The following is a 14,225-nucleotide window of genomic DNA, read 5'->3' as shown; positions in this document are numbered from 1 at the left end:
CCGCCCGGGGCTACTGCTTCAGGAAGCCGTCGATCCGCTCGCGCAGCCCGTGCGCGTCCAGCCCGTAGGCGGCCAGGTGCTCCGGGATCGACCCGTACTGCCGGTGCTCGGCCTGCGGCACCCCGAGGGCCAGCACCCGGTGCGGCCGGTCGGCGAGCGCCTCGTGCGCCGCGTTGGCGGAGGTGCCGGCCAGGTAGGGCTCGACCAGCACCACGTCCGCCCGCCGCCCGGTGGCCGCCCGCAGCGCGGCGCCGTCGAACGGCCGGACGGTGGCCGCGTACAGCACGGTGACGTCCAGGTTGGCGGTGGCGGCGAGCACGGCGTCCAGCATCGGGCCGACCGCGACCACAGTGCCCCGGCCTCCCTCGCGGACCACCGTGAACCGGCCCGGTTCGACCTTCACGGCCCGCTCGTTCTGGTGCGCGGACAGCCGGACGTACACCTTGCTGTCGCCGTCGGCCACCGCGTGGCGCAGCAGCCGTTCCGCCTCGTCCGGGTGGCCCGGCACGTGCACCGTCCAGTCGGGCAGGGTGTCCAGCAGGGCGACGTCCCCCGGCGACATGTGGGTGCGGCCGCCGGCCGGCCAATCGTAGGAGCCGGCCGCGCTCACCAGCACCGCCCCGACGTCCTGGTGGTTGAGGTCCAGCTTGACCTGCTCGAACGGTCGCTCGACCAGGAAGCTGGCGAAGGTGTGGGCGATCGGCCGCATCCCGGTGAGCGCCAGTCCGGCGGCGGCGCCGATCAGCAGCTGCTCGCGGATGCCGACGTTGACCAGCCGGTCCGGGTGCCGCTCGGCGGCCTTCTGGAAACCCGCGGCGCTGATGTCCGCGAGGACGAGGGCGAGCCGGGGGTCCTCGTCCAGCAGGCCGGAGGTGACGTCGATGAAGCGGTCGCGCATGGTGTCCATGGAGGTTCGGGCCCTTTCCGGCTCAGGAGTTCTTCGGCTCGACGCGGGCGACCACGACCCGCGGCCGGCCCGGGTGCGCGGCGGTGTACGCCGCGTGCAGGGCCTCGTGGTCGCGGCCGTCCACCGTCTCCGCCGACCAGCCCTCGGCGGCGAAGCGCGCCGCGATGCCGCCGCGCCAGCCGTGCGTGGCGGAGGAGTTGTCGATCACCAGGGCGTGCAGCCGGTCCAGGCCGTAGGCGCCGGCGAAGGCCACCGCCTCGTGGTTGGAGCCCTCGTCGAACTCCGCGTCGCCGAGCAGCACCCAGACCGCCGGGTCGTGCAGGCCCTGGGCGCGCAGACCGAGCGCGGTGCCCACCCCGATCGGCAGCCCGTGCCCCAGCGAGCCCGAGCTGATCTCCACCCCGGGGACGAGCAACCGGTCCGGGTGGTGGCCGAGCGGCGAGTCGTACGCGCCGAAGCTCGGCAGCACCTCCGGGTCGAGGAAGCCCTTGGCCGCCAGCACCGCGTAGTACGCCATCGGACCGTGGCCCTTGGAGAGCAGGAACCGGTCCCGGTCCTGGGCCTGCGCCGTCTCCGGGGTGACCCGCAGCACCCGGTCGTACAGGACCCACAGGGCGTCCAGGGTGGAGGTCGCGGCCGGGCCGTGCTTCTCGTCGCCGGTCATCAGCGCCATCAGGCCCGGCAGGTCGGCGAAACCGGAGGTAGCGGTTCGGGTGCTGTTCGTCATGCCTCCGATGCTGCAACCTGAAGTCGGCTTCAAGTCAAGCGCTAGAGTGTCACCCATGATCGCCAACGGGCCGAGCCGCCACGACCTGCTCACCATCGGCCAGCTCTCCGAGCGGAGCGGCCTCGCCACCTCGGCGCTGCGCTACTACGAGCGGCTGGGGCTGATCCACGCCACCCGCACCACCGGCAACCAGCGCCGCTACACCCGCGGCACCCTGCGCCGGATCGCCTTCGTCCGCGCCGCCCAGCGGGTCGGACTGTCCCTGGACGAGGCGAAGGTCGCCCTCGACCGCCTTCCCGAGCACCGCGCCCCCAGCGGCACCGAGTGGGACGGCGTCGCGCAGTCCTGGCAGAGCCGGATCGACGAGCAGATCACCGAACTGGAGCGGCTCAAGGCCAAGCTCACCGGCTGCATCGGCTGCGGGTGCCTCTCGCTCACCCGCTGCTCGCTCTACAACGCCGACGACCGCGCGGCCGCGGCCGGCCCCGGCGCCCGCTACCTGCTCACCCGCGACCCGGCCACCGGCCCCGAGCCCGCCCCGGCGGACGGGCCGGACAGCGTCTGACCCCGGACGGCGCCCCCTCGGCAGTCTTTCGGCACTCCCCTCTCGGAAGGACACCGCCCTTGTCGGCCCTACGGAAGTACCACGGCCCGGTCTTCGGCGCCGGCACCCTCTGCATCCTGCTGAACGCCCTGGTCGGCACCGGCGGCGTGGGCGCCCTCTGGCTGACCGGGGTCGCGCTGCTGGCCGTCGGCGGAGTGCTGCGGTGGTCGCTGGTGCGGTGGCAGCGGCCACGCGGCGAGCGGGAGCCGGTCGCGGTCGCCGTGCCCGTCGCGGGACGCTGGTCCGCGCTGAACGGCCCGGCCACCAAGGTCCCCAGCCACACCCACAGCCATGCCCAGACCTACGCCATCGACCTCGTCCTCGCGCCCGGCCCGGGCGAGCCGCAAGGTCCGCCGTTCCGGCCGCTCGCACCGCTCGGCCACCGCCCCGAGCGCTACCCGTCCTTCGGGCGGCCGGTGCTGGCTCCCGCCGACGGCACCGTGGTGGCCGTCGAGACGCGGATGCGGGACCACTGGTCGCGGGCCTCGCTGCCCGCGTTCGGCTACCTCTACCTGGAGGGCTTCGTCCGCGGCCTCGGCCGGCCGCGGCACCTCTGGGGCAACTTCGTCCTGCTCGACCTCGGCGACGGGGTGGTGGCCGGGTTCGCCCACCTGCGCCGGGGCTCACCGTGCGTCGCGGTCGGGGACCGGGTGCGGGCCGGGCAGCGGATCGGCGACTGCGGCAACTCGGGCAACTCCTCCGAACCGCACCTGCACTTCCAGCTGATGGACGGGCCGGACCCGGAGCTGGCGCGCGGGGTGCCGTTCCGGTGGGACTACCGGGACGACGACGGGGCGGACCGCTCGGGAGTGCCCGAGGACGCCACCACGTTCACCGCGCGCCCGGCCCGCCCGGCGCGCCCGCTGGGAGGGCCGACCGGCGCGCTCTAGCGTGGGCGGATCACCGCAGGTAGCGAGGCTGGAGCCGCTGATGACCCGCCGTTCGTTCTGTTCGTTCCGTGCTTCCCGTGCTTCCCGGACCGCCGTCGCCGCCGTGATGTCGGCCTGGCTGCTGGTCGGGGCCGCCGGCTGTTCGAGCAGCAGCGGGGGCGGGGGCGGCTCCTCCTCACCGGTCGTCTCCTCGCCGGCCGCCTCTTCGCCGGCCGCTTCCTCCCCCACCGCCTCACCTTCCGCCTCTTCCGCTTCCGCCTCCTCCGCGCCGGCCGGGGCGGTGACCGTGACGATCAAGGACTTCACGTTCGGCCCCGCCACCCTCACCGTGGCCCCGGGCACGAGCATCACGGTCACCAACCAGGACTCCGCCGGCCACACCCTCACCGCGATCGCGCCCAACGCCGGCGCGTTCGACACCGGTCTGCTGGAGCAGGGCAGGTCGGCCACGATCACCGCCCCCACCACCCCCGGCTCGTACCCGTTCCACTGCGACGTCCACCCGAACATGACGGGCACCCTCGTCGTCCAGTGACCGTTCGTGTCGGACCCACCGCCTAGCCTCGGGAGAGCACTGCCCGCAGGAAAGGCCCGCCCATGATCGTCGAACGCATACGCGTCCACCCGCAGCTCGTCGGTACCGAGGAGCGGGAGGAGTGGCCCTGGACGGTGCCGTGCGTCGGCGCGCTGCTCGGGGCGGGAGTGACGCTTCCCGCGCCGGTCACCTTCCTGGTCGGCGAGAACGGCAGCGGCAAGTCGACCCTGGCCGAGGCGGTGGCGGAGGCCTTCGGGCTGGACTCCTACGGCGGGCGCGGCGGTTCGCGCTACGCCTCGCCGCGGGCGAAGAGCGCGCTCGGCGAGCGGTTGAGCCTGGAGTACACCCCGCGCGGCCTCGCCATGGCCTCGGGCCCCCGCGCCAGGCGGCGCGGCTTCTTCCTCCGGGCCGAGACGGCGATGCGGATGATGGACGAGAAGCAGGGCTGGCCGGGCTACTGGGAGGAGCGGACCGACCTGATGAGCCACGGCGAGGGCTTCCTCACCGTGTTCGAGTCGATGTTCCGGGAGCCCGGCTTCTACGTGCTGGACGAGCCCGAGGCGGCGCTGTCGTTCACGTCGAGCCTGCGCCTGGTCGCCCTGCTCGCCGAACTGGGCCGCAACGGCGCCCAGGTGGTCTGCGCCACCCACTCCCCGATCCTGGCCTCCGTGCCGGGCGCGGCGGTCCTGGAGGTCGGCGAGCACGGGATCACGGAGACCGCATGGAAGGACCTCGCGATCGTCGACCACTGGCGCCGCTACCTGGAACGCCCGGAGGCGTACCTGCGGCACCTGCTCTGAGCCGTACTGCCGGGCGGCCGAAGGCCGGTCGTGCCGCCGAGGGCAGGTCGTGCCGCCGAGGAGCAGTCGCACCCCCGCTCAGGCGCGCAGCTCCGCCAGGTCCTCCGCACCGAGCGCGAGACCGCCCGCCGCAAGGTTCTCCTCCAGGTGGTCGAGCGACCCGGTGCCCGGAATCGCCAGCACCGACGGCGATTCCGCCAGCAGTGCGGCGAGCGCCACCTGCGACGTGGTCCCGCCCACCCGGGCGGCGACCCGGCCGAGCCGTTCGCGGTCGAGCGGGACCAGGCCCCCGCCGAGCGGGAAGTACGGCACGTACGCGATTCCCGCCGCCTCGCAGGTGGCCAGCAGCCCCGGACCGTTCTCGAACGAGTTCTGCACCGCCGCGACGGGCGCGACCGCCCGCGCCTCGGCGAGCTGGGCGGCGTCGACGTTGCTCACGCCCAGGTGCCGGATCAGCCCCTGCTCACGGAGCTCGGCGAGCGCCGCGAACCGGTCCGCGATCGACTCGGTGTCCGGCCCGGTCAGCCCGCCCACCCGCAGGTAGACCAGGTCCAGCCGGTCCAGCCCGAGGGCCCGCAGGTCCGCCTCCACCAGGCCGCGCAGCTCGCCCGGCCCCGCCTTCCCGGTCGGCACACCGTCCGGACCGGGCAGCGGGCCGACCTTGGTGGCGATCACCAGGTCGTCCCGGTACGGGGTCAGCGCCCGGCGGATCAGTTCGTTCGCGCGCACCGCGCCGCGGTTGTAGAAGCCGGCCGTGTCGATGTGGTTCACCCCGAGCTCGACGGCGCGCCGCAGCACCGCGATGCCGGTCGCCGGATCCCGCGGCGGGCCGTCGAAAGTGCCGGCGGCGAGGCGCATCGCGCCGAAGCCGAGCCGGTTGACAGGGAGGTCGCCGCCGAGGAGGAATGTCGTGGTCGTCGTGGTCGTCATGCGCCCCATGCTGTCCGCCGCCGAGAACCCCGGCGAGACCGTGGCCAGTTGCTGCCAGACTGGACGGATGAGCAACGACCAGGTGTTCTCGGTCCACGGCGACGCCGAACTGATCGCGCGCGCCGGCCATCTCTTCGAGTCCGCACGGACCGAGTTCCTGTGCGCGGCCAGGGACCTCCGCACCTGGTCCCGGCCGGAGGCGCGGGCCGCGATCCGGACCCGGATGCGGGACGCCGCCGAGCCCGGCTTCACCACCCGCAAGCTCCTCAGCCCGGTCGCCCTCGCCGACGAGGAGGCCCGCGTCCACCTCCGGGTGGTGCAGGCCGCGGGCGCCCTCGTCCGGATCAGCGGCTCACCGCTGCCGCACGAGACCATCCTCATCGACCGCCGGGTGATGATCCTCGCGGGCCGGGAGAACCCGGCCGGCCGCGAGTACACCGTGACCACGTCGCAGGCCCTGATCGACGGCGTGCACGCGCTCTTCCAGGCCGCCTGGGACAGCGCCGTCGACCTCGACGTCTACCTGTCCGGCGACGTCCCGCACCTCGACGCGGACGGCCGCACGATCCTGCGTTCCCTCGCCTCCGGGCTCACCGACGAGGTGGCGGCCCGGCGGCTCGGCGTCTCGCTGCGCACCTACCGGCGGCGGGTGGCCGAACTGATGGCCCGGCTCGAAGCCGACTCCCGCTTCCAGGCCGGCCTGCGCGCGGGGGAGTTGGGGCTGCGCCGGGCGTAGCCGTCGATGTGCGACCCGGTCGCGCCGCCGCCCCCGAGCCGGGGCGGCGGCACGGTCGGTCACGGCGTCACGGGGTGTAGCTGACCCAGCCCTGCTTGGGGGTGGTGTTCGGCGGGCAGTACACGCGGACGTTCTGGAAGGTGGTGTACGGGCCGGCGGTGCGGGTGGAGTTGTCGGTGCAGCTGATGTTCACCCACCACTTGGTGGTGCCGGTGGCCGAGCAGGAGATGTTGTAGTACCACTGGTTGCCGTCGGAGCCGAAGGTGCCGGTGCTGCAGTTGATGCTGTCGAGCCGGGTCGGCGAGCTGGTCTGCGCGCTCGCGGCCGGCGCCGTCACGACCGCTGCCGCGGCGACGCCGGCCAGCAGACAGCCGGCCAGGCTGATCCTCTTGGTGTTCCTGCGCACGATGGTTCCGTCCTCGTTGTCGGTGGTGACAGAACGTGCCGCTGAGACCCGCGGCCGGGATGTGCCTCGGTGAATATAGGGAGGGAGTGTGAAGTTCCGCATATGACAGGGGAATTGTCGTCAGGGCGGCCCTGTGCTGCCGATTCGCCTCCGCAGACCGGGGCGCGCGGCGCGTCACGAGCCTGACGGGTCACCCGTTCCGTGGAAGCCGTGCACCAACCACCGTCCCAACGGCCGGAATCCGTCGTTCCTTCGTCGTCGGACTACGGCGCGATCTCCACCCAGACGATCTTCCCCACGCCCTCGCGGGGGCAGCAACCCCATCTCTGTGCCAGCAACTTGACGAGCACCAGGCCGCGCCCGGACTCGTCCTCACCGGACGCCGCCCGCAGCACCGGCCCCCGTTCGCCGCGCGCGTCGTGCACCTCGATCCGCAGCCGCCACCGGTCGACGTCGATGACGAGGTGGATCCGGCGCCCCATCGGCGTGCCGTGCAGGACGGCGTTCGTCACGAGTTCACTGACGAGCAACTGCCCGGCATCGAAGAAGCGTTCGCCCCCGGGGGCGTCGGCGAGCAGGTTTTCGAGGAGCCGCCGCGCCTCCCCGGGCGAGCGCCGGCTGCGCGGCAGCCAGGTGGAGAGGGAGGAGGAGGGAGAGGGAGAGGAGTTGCAGGAGGACATGGCGGATTCACCTTCCGCGTGCAGGGAGTTGGGGCATGGGAATGCCCGGCGACCGGCTGCTTGATCACTCAGACGGTCCAGATCGTCACTTCGTGTAGTGTGCACCTCGCGGCCTGTTGCGTGCAAGCGCATCTCAGCTGCAATTGCAGCCTCTGCCATCATGGTTGAGGCTCAAAGAGGGGTGGCAGACTATGCAAGGACCCGAACAGGCAGGGAGTGTGACGAGTGAGCAGTCCGACCGTGCTGCGGCGTAGGCTCGGCGGCGAGCTTGGCAAGTTGCGCTCGTCACGCGACATGAGCGCCAAGGACGTGGCCGCCGCGCTCGGCTGGTCCGCCTCCAAGCTGAGCCGGATCGAGAGTGGCCTCGTGTCACTACAAGAGCGCGACGCGGCGAAGCTGTTGGCGCACTACGGGATTACTTCACCCGAAGAGGTGAAGCAGTTCCTGAAACTCACGAGGCAGAGCCGGCAACAGGGTTGGTGGCACGCCTACGGCGATGCGCTGCCCGACTGGTTTCGGGCCTACGTCGGCTTCGAGTCGGATGCCACGAAGATCGTCACATACCAGTGCGAGCTCGTCCCGGGACTCCTGCAGACCGAGGTCTACGCCAGGCACGTCATCCGAGCCATGAATCCAACGGAGTCCACACCCGAGATCGAGCGCCGTGTGGCTCTCCGGATGGATCGCCAGCAGATCCTTGATCGACAGGATCCACCCCAGTTCTGGGCCATCATCGGCGAGGCCGTGATCCGGCGCCCCGTGGGCGACGACTCGTCCATGGCTGAGCAGTTGAACCATCTCGCGACCATGGCCGACGAGCGACCCAACATCACCATCCAGATTCTTCCGTTCGCGGCAGGTGCGCACGCGGCCATGGGCTCGTCGTTCTCGGTCCTGTCGTTCAGTGACATCCCCGGCAGCGTGGCCTACTCCGAGGCAACAACGAGCAGCACCTATGCGGAACGGCCCTCCGAGGTCGCGAGACACGACGACACGTTCCTTCGCCTCATGGCCGCATCAGTACAGCCCGAGAAATCCATCACTTGGTTGAGGAAAGTTGCAGAGGAGTACGAGCGATGAAGCAGTGGCGCAAGAGCAGTTACAGCAATGGTCAGGGCGACTGTGTCGAGGTCGCCGACGAGATTCCGGACATAGTTCCCGTCCGTGACAGCAAGGACCCCCACGGACCCGCCCTCACCTTCACCACCGCCGCCTGGCGATCCTTCATCACCGCCATCAACACCGGCGAACTCCCCACCCGGCCGTGAACACTCGGCGGCTCCTGCGACCACCGCAGGAGCCGCCGACACCACGACCTCCAGGAGGGACCCCGTCGTACCTGCCAACGCAGCCCGGCGACTTCCCGCCCACCCGCACTGACATCACCGGTCGCGCCGCCTCAGGAACAGTCCCAGCGGTGGTCGACCGGACGGTCCGGGCACGACCTGCACTCGAAGATGTACACGCCGCCCGCGTCGCCGAACATCACCCGGGCGGGACTGTGCGCGGCGCGGCCCCCGGTGGCGTCGCGGCGCTCCTCGCCGGTCTCGCTGTCACGGTCCTCCAACGGAAGCCAGGTGCGGTACGACATGCCGTCGTACTCCCAGCTCTTCACCGTCAGGAGATGGTCCGTCGTCCGCCCGCAGGTCGGGCAGTCCGGCCAGCCGGGTTCCTGGGTCCAGCTCGGGTATCCGCCGAGCTTGATCCCCGGGGCCTCGGCCAGGTGGTAGCTGTACCACAGGCCGGTGCGGGCCTTCAGTTCCTCCATCCGGACGCCCACCGCTTCGCTCACCTCCTCCGGCATGTCCCAGCTCGGGTAGTCGGCCACCGGCTCGGGATGCAGCACGCACGGGGCCGGGATGCTGTCCTCGGGCGCCGTGGCGACGGTCGGCGGCACGGCGTCGAGGACCGGACCCACCGTGCCGGAACTCCGCCGGATCACCCGGGGCGTCGGCTCCGGGCAGGAGTCGACGATGAACGGGCACCAGAGCACCTGGAGCAGATCGGTCCCGGCGGGGAAGTCGAGCTGAGGGACGTCCCGGCGGTGGATCTGGACCACGGGCACCAGGGGCACCGGCCCCTGCGTCCCCGGCTGGCCCCACTCCCCGGGGTGATCCGTGCTCGGACAGATCGGCCACGGCTCGTCGGCGGGCCACAGCAGCGGCCCGCCGACCGAGCTCTCGGCCGGCGACGGGCTTCCGGCTCGGGGGTGGAGGCGTATCGCTTCGCGGCGCAGCGGCGCCAGTTCGGGGAAGAGCTGCTCCACATCCACAGGGCGTTGCGGGGTCGTGCGGGCCATCGTCGTCTCCGGGGTGCGGTGTGCGGGGCGGTGGAGTCGCCACGGGTGGCTCGGCGGGAGCGGAGCCCGTTTCCGGGCACCGGTCAGCCCGATCACGTACCGACTCGGCCGGACGCCGAATCGACTCGGCGTCCGTGGCTCCGATTCGATCACGTCCCACCGACAACCCGAACAGAACCGGTACAGGCCCGGCCGCCCGGGTGCGCAGCCCCGCGCGGAATGCGGTGGTTCCCGTACCGGGCCCCGCCGCATTGCGCGCGAAAACGCCCTCCCCGGAGATTGAGGCGCCGGGGAGGGCGTTCTTCATTCCCTTACTGGACGGGCCTTCCGTTCACGAGGCCATTGCCCCGATCGGGAATCAGTTCCACTTCTGGTAGTTGCCGCCGTTGCCGCCGATGGCGTAGACGTCGCCGTTCACGTTGCTGTCCAGGTAACGGCCGGTGGCGACGTTCCGGTAGAAGGAGCCGTTGCCGCCCCAGCTCTTGACCCACTTCTGGTAGTTGCCGCCGTTGCAGCCCAGCGTGTAGACCTTGCCGTCGCCGTTGCTGTCGAGGCAGCGGCCGGTGGCCAGGTTCTTGAAGGTGTAGGTCTCGTTGCCCTCGTCGTTGGCCCACCAGACCTGGTAGGACCCGCCGTTGGCGCCCAGGGTGTAGACGTTGCCGTTGCCGTTGCTGTCCAGGACACGGCTGGTGGCGAGGTTGGTCAGGGTGACGTAGCCGGAAGCGGCGCTGGCCGGCCCGGTGGACAGGAACGTCAGGCCGCCGGCCAGGACGGCCGTCGAGGCAGCAAGGGCAGCGGTGCGCTTGACGAGCTTCATCGCATTTCCTCCCGATGTCGACCGGCCCGTCTGACCGGTCGACGTCGAACTTATCCGCAGAATCCCTTCCATGGACCTCCGGATCTCCGGACATGTCCAGCTTCGGCCACCTGGAACTGGGTGATCCGGATTTCTCGGGCAGGAACGGAACAATTCCTGCCGGTACATCCGCGGATATCACCGGACATTCCCGGGATCGGCGCTGGACAGACCGCACCGATACGGGGATGTCATGGCAAGGCCAACACAAAGCGGACAAGGCCCGCAGATCAGATCATTCGGCACCCGAAGTCTTCGACCACGAACATGGCCGGATCCGGCGACGCCGGGCGTGGCCGGTCGTTGTCGGACCCACCGCGTACCGTTCAACAGCCACTGCAAACCCGCACGTCACCAGGAGGCCACCCCGTGCCCACGGCCGCCGAGATGATCGCCCCGGACACCGTCGCCGCGCTCGCCCGCTGCCTCGCCCGCACCGGCCCCGGCGTCACCACCGACGCCCTCGACCGCTGCCGCGCGGCCCTGGACCCGCTCGGCTTCCGCGAGCGCGTCACCGCGATCCGCGACGCCGTGCTCGCCGACCTCCCGTCCGGCTACCCGGAGTTCGAGCGGATCCTGTACGAGGCGCTGCGGGACGCGGAGTTCACCGGGTGGATGACCTTCCCCGTCGGCGAGGCCGTCGCCGTCCGCGGCCTGGACGCGTTCGAACCCGCGCTCGCACTGCTCGCCGCGCTCACCCCCCGGCACACCTCCGAGAGCGCCGTCCGACCGTTCCTCCGCGCCGACCAGGCCCGCGCGCTCGCCGCCATCACCTCGTGGACCGCCCACCCGGACCCGCACGTCCGGCGGCTCGCCAGCGAAGGCACCCGGCCGCGCCTGCCGTGGGCACCGCAACTGCCCGCCCTGATCGCCGATCCGACGCCCGCGCTGCCCCTGCTCGACGCGCTGTACCGGGACGAGTCCGAGTACGTGCGCCGCTCGGTCGCCAACCACCTCAACGACATCAGCCGCGACCACCCCGCCGTCGCCGTCGAGGCCGCCGGCCGCTGGCTCGCCGACCCGGCGCCGACCACGCCGCAGCTGGTCCGGCACGGACTGCGGACCCTGATCAAAGCGGGCCGCCCGGAGGCGCTCACCCTGTTCGGCCACCGTCCGGACGCCCCGGTGACCGTCGAGGGCCCGCACGTCCTGACCCCGGACCTCCGGCTCGGCGAGGAGCTGGTGTTCGAGTTCGCGGTGACCAACACCCATGACGAGAGCACCAGCGTGGTGATCGACTACGTCGTGCACCACGTCAAGGCCAACGGCGGCCGGACGCCCAAGGTCTTCAAGCTGACCACCCGCACCCTGGCCCCCGGCGAGACCCTGCGGGCGGTCCGGCGGCACGCCGTGAAGCCGATCAGCACCCGGCGCTACTACGCCGGTCTGCACCTGCTGGAGCTCCAGGTCAACGGCAGCCGCCACGGGGAGGGGTCGTTCACCCTGCACCTGTGACGGCCGCGTGGGCGGCCACGCCGCCGACGGTCAGTCGTGCCACCTCGGGCGGCCGCAGTGCCGAACCCTCCAGCACGAGCCGGCGTGTCCGTCGTCCGGTACTCGCAGCCGAGCCGGCCCGCCAGCAGCCGACCGAGCGTCGACTTCCCGGTGTTCGACATGCCCCCGATCAACACCACCCGCAAACCGTCGTCCGTCATACGGCCGACCCTGTCCACCGGCCCCGGCCCGCGCCCGCGCGCGGGAAGTCGACCCCGCCGACTTCCGGCGCGCAGGCTGCCCGGAGTGCGCCGGGGACCGCAGACTGCCCACCACCGCGCTCACCGGCGCGCACCGCCCACCTGCGGCTTCGCGCTGCCCGGTCCTGACCGGTCTGCCGGGCCGGTCAGCCGTACGAAGCCGTGAACCGGTACCGCCCGGCGTCCCGGTCGGGGACAGTGCGGGAAGGCGCCATGTGGAAGGAAGGACTCGTGAGCGTTGCAGTCTCCGAGCACAGTGGGCCGTGGACGGTCGCGGACGTCATCGCCCTGCCCGAGGACACCCGCCACCGGATCGAGCTCGTCGGGGGAGCGCTGCTGATGAGTCCGAGTCACGGGGTTCCGCATCAGCGCGCCGGCTCACGCCTGTGGGCGATCCTGGACGCCGTCGTCACCACCTCGAACGCCCCTTCGAGGTGTTGGAGACCGTCAACGTCATCGTGCCCGACGGGCTGCTGATCCCCGACCTGGTCGTCGCCGACGCGGAGGCCGCAGCCGGGATCCCGCACTACTGGCGCATCGAGCTCGAACCCGCGCCACGCCTCTGCCTCGGGCACCTCGAACGCGGTCTCTACGTCGACCGTCTCGTCCAGGTCGGCGAGACCGCCCGGCTCGACGACCCCTTCGCCCTGAGCCTCGACCCCGCGCGGCTGCGCCGGTAGCCGCGGGCGGCCGCATCACACCGCCGTCGACTCCGTCGCCCCTGTGCCCGACCGGGCGGGCGGGCACAGGCCGCCGCCGGTCGAGCCGGGTGCCGACTCCCGCCGGTCGGCCGACGGGACCGGCCCCGCCACCGCACCGGAAGTCGGACCCGCCGACTTCCCGCGCGCGAGGCGTCCGGACAGGAGCGGCGCCACGGCCGCGCACCCGGCCACGGCGATCATCACGAGTCCCGCCCCGACCAGCACCGCGCGCGGCCCCAGCACGGCCGTCAGCGGACCGCCCAGGGTGGCGCCCGCCGGGGAGGCCGTCATCAGCACGGAGGACCGCAGGGCCAGCACGGAGGTCAGGGCGGGCGGCGGTGTGAGGTCCTGGAACAGGCGGAGCGACAGCGCGCCGTAGGGGCCGTACACCACGCCGGCCACGGCGAACCCGGCCACCGAGACCGCGGCCGGGCCGGGCGGCGCGAACGACAGCAGGGCGACACCGTGCGCGGCGACGATCCCCAGCAGCACCCGCCGGACGGGGCCGCCGCGCAGCATGCCGACGGCCAGCGCACCCAGCACCGCCCCGACCCCGAAGGCCGCCCAGTAGGCACCGAGCAGGCCCGGCCCGGCCGCCAGCTCCTGCCCGACGAACAGCGGCAGGGCGACCTCCACCGGGCCCCAGGCCAGATTGAACAGCCAGGTCAGGGCGAGCAGCGCGAGCAGTTGCGGCCTGGCCCGCAGCACCCGCAGTCCCTCGCCGCGCGGTACGGCGTCCTGCTCCGTCCGGTCCCGCGCGGAGTCCGGGACGGGGACCGGGGCGGGGGCGGCGGACAGCCGTCCGGCACCGACCGCCAGCACCGCGAACGACAGCGCGTCCAGCCCGATCACCCAGGCCGGTGCGGCCACCGCCGTCAGCGTCCCCGCCAGCGCCGGTCCGGCGATCATCGCCACCCAGCCACTCGTACTGAGCAGCGCGTTGGCCGCCAGCCGGTGCCCGGCCGGGATCACCTCGGCCACCAGGGCGTACCGGGCGCTCGCGCCCCAGCCGTGCAGCAGCGAGGAGCCGGCCAGCAGGGCCAGCAGCAGCCAGGGCGCCAGCACCCCGGACGCCCACCCCACCGGGACCGCGCCGAGCAGCACCGCGCGCGTCCACGCGTCCGCCCGGATCAGCCGCCGGGCGGGCAGTCCGCGCAGCCACCGGCCGAGCAGCAGCGCACCGAGCGCGCCGGGCAGGACGTACGCGGCGACGGCGGCCCCGACGAACAGTCCGGCCTGCCCGGGCGGGGCCAGTTGCAGCGCGAGCCACGGCACGGCGACGGCGCTCATGCCGTCGCCGAGGTCGGACACCGCGAGCGCGGGGAGCAGCCGCCGGAACGGGCCGGGGGCGAACAGTGGACGGTAGGCCGGGGGAAGCCGCCGGACCAGTGGTGCGGATGAGATCATGCAGGCCAGGCAAGCGGTTCACGCGCGCTTGAAGTCAAGCGGAACCGGAGAGC

General features: G+C 72.5%; 17 protein-coding genes. 9 read left to right on the top strand and 8 right to left on the bottom strand.

What is annotated here, in order from left to right; translation table 11 throughout:
• Positions 1-10: 10 nt before the first annotated feature.
• Positions 11-907, bottom strand: a complete 897-nt coding sequence (locus ACIPYS_RS02925; protein ID WP_093862483.1) for a transketolase family protein — start codon at positions 905-907, stop codon at positions 11-13.
• A gap of 22 nt (positions 908-929) precedes the next feature.
• A complete protein-coding gene (locus tag ACIPYS_RS02920; RefSeq protein WP_093862482.1) occupies positions 930-1,634 on the bottom strand; it encodes a transketolase in 705 nt (234 codons plus the stop codon).
• Between the two features lie 55 nt (positions 1,635-1,689).
• Here ACIPYS_RS02920 and soxR point away from each other — a divergent pair, with 55 nt between their 5' ends.
• The 4 genes from soxR to ACIPYS_RS02900 all read left to right on the top strand — a co-directional run bounded on the left by soxR (position 1,690) and on the right by ACIPYS_RS02900 (position 4,463).
• Positions 1,690-2,199, top strand: a complete 510-nt coding sequence (gene soxR, locus ACIPYS_RS02915) for a redox-sensitive transcriptional activator SoxR (RefSeq protein WP_093862481.1) — start codon at positions 1,690-1,692, stop codon at positions 2,197-2,199.
• Positions 2,200-2,258: 59 nt separating this feature from the next.
• Positions 2,259-3,128, top strand: a complete 870-nt coding sequence (locus ACIPYS_RS02910) for a M23 family metallopeptidase (RefSeq protein ID WP_400742256.1) — start codon at positions 2,259-2,261, stop codon at positions 3,126-3,128.
• 40 nt (positions 3,129-3,168) lie between these two features.
• Positions 3,169-3,663, top strand: coding sequence for a cupredoxin domain-containing protein (locus ACIPYS_RS02905; protein ID WP_400742253.1), 495 nt, complete (start codon positions 3,169-3,171; stop codon positions 3,661-3,663).
• A 62-nt stretch (positions 3,664-3,725) separates the two neighbouring features.
• The gene (locus tag ACIPYS_RS02900) at positions 3,726-4,463 is read left to right on the top strand and encodes an AAA family ATPase (protein WP_400742250.1); all 738 of its coding nucleotides are present in this window, start codon (positions 3,726-3,728) and stop codon (positions 4,461-4,463) included.
• A gap of 78 nt (positions 4,464-4,541) precedes the next feature.
• Here ACIPYS_RS02900 and ACIPYS_RS02895 read toward each other — a convergent pair whose 3' ends face one another.
• Positions 4,542-5,393, bottom strand: coding sequence for an oxidoreductase (locus ACIPYS_RS02895; RefSeq protein WP_400742247.1), 852 nt, complete (start codon positions 5,391-5,393; stop codon positions 4,542-4,544).
• A gap of 67 nt (positions 5,394-5,460) precedes the next feature.
• On the opposite strand from ACIPYS_RS02895, the gene ACIPYS_RS02890 reads away from it, so the two are divergent.
• Entirely contained in the window at positions 5,461-6,129 is a 669-nt protein-coding gene (locus tag ACIPYS_RS02890) for a response regulator transcription factor (RefSeq protein WP_093865191.1), read from the top strand.
• Positions 6,130-6,196: 67 nt separating this feature from the next.
• On the opposite strand, the gene ACIPYS_RS02885 is transcribed toward ACIPYS_RS02890, so the two are convergent.
• Positions 6,197-6,535 (bottom strand): hypothetical protein, encoded by a 339-nt coding sequence (locus tag ACIPYS_RS02885; protein ID WP_231977825.1) that lies wholly within the window; start codon positions 6,533-6,535, stop codon positions 6,197-6,199.
• 263 nt (positions 6,536-6,798) lie between these two features.
• A complete protein-coding gene (locus ACIPYS_RS02880) occupies positions 6,799-7,215 on the bottom strand; it encodes an ATP-binding protein (protein WP_093862478.1) in 417 nt (138 codons plus the stop codon).
• A 225-nt stretch (positions 7,216-7,440) separates the two neighbouring features.
• On the opposite strand from ACIPYS_RS02880, the gene ACIPYS_RS02875 reads away from it, so the two are divergent.
• Together ACIPYS_RS02875 and ACIPYS_RS02870 are read left to right on the top strand one after the other, a co-directional pair.
• Positions 7,441-8,295 carry a helix-turn-helix domain-containing protein gene (locus tag ACIPYS_RS02875; RefSeq protein WP_400742241.1) on the top strand — a complete coding sequence of 285 codons (855 nt, stop codon included), beginning with the start codon at positions 7,441-7,443 and terminating at the stop codon, positions 8,293-8,295.
• A complete protein-coding gene (locus tag ACIPYS_RS02870; RefSeq protein WP_400742238.1) occupies positions 8,292-8,483 on the top strand; it encodes a DUF397 domain-containing protein in 192 nt (63 codons plus the stop codon). The genes ACIPYS_RS02875 and ACIPYS_RS02870 overlap by 4 nt, the downstream gene beginning before the upstream one ends.
• A 131-nt stretch (positions 8,484-8,614) precedes the next feature.
• Here the strand turns inward: ACIPYS_RS02870 and ACIPYS_RS02865 are convergent, their stop codons facing one another.
• The gene (locus ACIPYS_RS02865; RefSeq protein WP_400742235.1) at positions 8,615-9,514 is read right to left on the bottom strand and encodes a DUF1963 domain-containing protein; all 900 of its coding nucleotides are present in this window, start codon (positions 9,512-9,514) and stop codon (positions 8,615-8,617) included.
• A 358-nt stretch (positions 9,515-9,872) separates the two neighbouring features.
• Complete coding sequence (locus ACIPYS_RS02860) at positions 9,873-10,331, bottom strand: RICIN domain-containing protein (RefSeq protein ID WP_093862473.1); 459 nt, start codon at positions 10,329-10,331, stop codon at positions 9,873-9,875.
• Positions 10,332-10,739: 408 nt separating this feature from the next.
• On the opposite strand from ACIPYS_RS02860, the gene ACIPYS_RS02855 reads away from it, so the two are divergent.
• Both ACIPYS_RS02855 and ACIPYS_RS02850 read left to right on the top strand, forming a co-directional pair.
• A complete protein-coding gene (locus tag ACIPYS_RS02855) occupies positions 10,740-11,825 on the top strand; it encodes a DNA alkylation repair protein (protein ID WP_400742231.1) in 1,086 nt (361 codons plus the stop codon).
• A gap of 625 nt (positions 11,826-12,450) precedes the next feature.
• Positions 12,451-12,744 (top strand): hypothetical protein, encoded by a 294-nt coding sequence (locus ACIPYS_RS02850; protein ID WP_400742228.1) that lies wholly within the window; start codon positions 12,451-12,453, stop codon positions 12,742-12,744.
• A 15-nt stretch (positions 12,745-12,759) separates the two neighbouring features.
• Here the strand turns inward: ACIPYS_RS02850 and ACIPYS_RS02845 are convergent, their stop codons facing one another.
• The gene (locus ACIPYS_RS02845) at positions 12,760-14,172 is read right to left on the bottom strand and encodes an MFS transporter (RefSeq protein WP_400742225.1); all 1,413 of its coding nucleotides are present in this window, start codon (positions 14,170-14,172) and stop codon (positions 12,760-12,762) included.
• Positions 14,173-14,225: the final 53 nt, after the last annotated feature.

Source organism: Kitasatospora sp. NPDC089913 (assembly GCF_044748625.1).
Taxonomy (GTDB): Bacteria; Actinomycetota; Actinomycetes; order Streptomycetales; family Streptomycetaceae; genus Kitasatospora.
The sequence above is the reverse complement of the archived record's forward strand: the minus strand, read 5'-3'. Positions and strand labels throughout refer to the sequence as shown.

Excerpts from the sequence above, each read along its gene's own strand:
- ACIPYS_RS02925 (WP_093862483.1), bottom strand. The coding sequence starts at position 907 with ATGGACACCATGCGCGACCGCTTCATCGACGTCACCTCCGGCCTGCTG.
- ACIPYS_RS02920 (WP_093862482.1), bottom strand. The coding sequence starts at position 1,634 with ATGACGAACAGCACCCGAACCGCTACCTCCGGTTTCGCCGACCTGCCG.
- soxR (WP_093862481.1), top strand. The coding sequence starts at position 1,690 with ATGATCGCCAACGGGCCGAGCCGCCACGACCTGCTCACCATCGGCCAG.
- ACIPYS_RS02905 (WP_400742253.1), top strand. The coding sequence starts at position 3,169 with ATGACCCGCCGTTCGTTCTGTTCGTTCCGTGCTTCCCGTGCTTCCCGG.
- ACIPYS_RS02900 (WP_400742250.1), top strand. The coding sequence starts at position 3,726 with ATGATCGTCGAACGCATACGCGTCCACCCGCAGCTCGTCGGTACCGAG.
- ACIPYS_RS02895 (WP_400742247.1), bottom strand. The coding sequence starts at position 5,393 with ATGACGACCACGACGACCACGACATTCCTCCTCGGCGGCGACCTCCCT.
- ACIPYS_RS02890 (WP_093865191.1), top strand. The coding sequence starts at position 5,461 with ATGAGCAACGACCAGGTGTTCTCGGTCCACGGCGACGCCGAACTGATC.
- ACIPYS_RS02880 (WP_093862478.1), bottom strand. The coding sequence starts at position 7,215 with ATGTCCTCCTGCAACTCCTCTCCCTCTCCCTCCTCCTCCCTCTCCACC.
- ACIPYS_RS02870 (WP_400742238.1), top strand. The coding sequence starts at position 8,292 with ATGAAGCAGTGGCGCAAGAGCAGTTACAGCAATGGTCAGGGCGACTGT.
- ACIPYS_RS02865 (WP_400742235.1), bottom strand. The coding sequence starts at position 9,514 with ATGGCCCGCACGACCCCGCAACGCCCTGTGGATGTGGAGCAGCTCTTC.
- ACIPYS_RS02860 (WP_093862473.1), bottom strand. The coding sequence starts at position 10,331 with ATGAAGCTCGTCAAGCGCACCGCTGCCCTTGCTGCCTCGACGGCCGTC.
- ACIPYS_RS02845 (WP_400742225.1), bottom strand. The coding sequence starts at position 14,172 with ATGATCTCATCCGCACCACTGGTCCGGCGGCTTCCCCCGGCCTACCGT.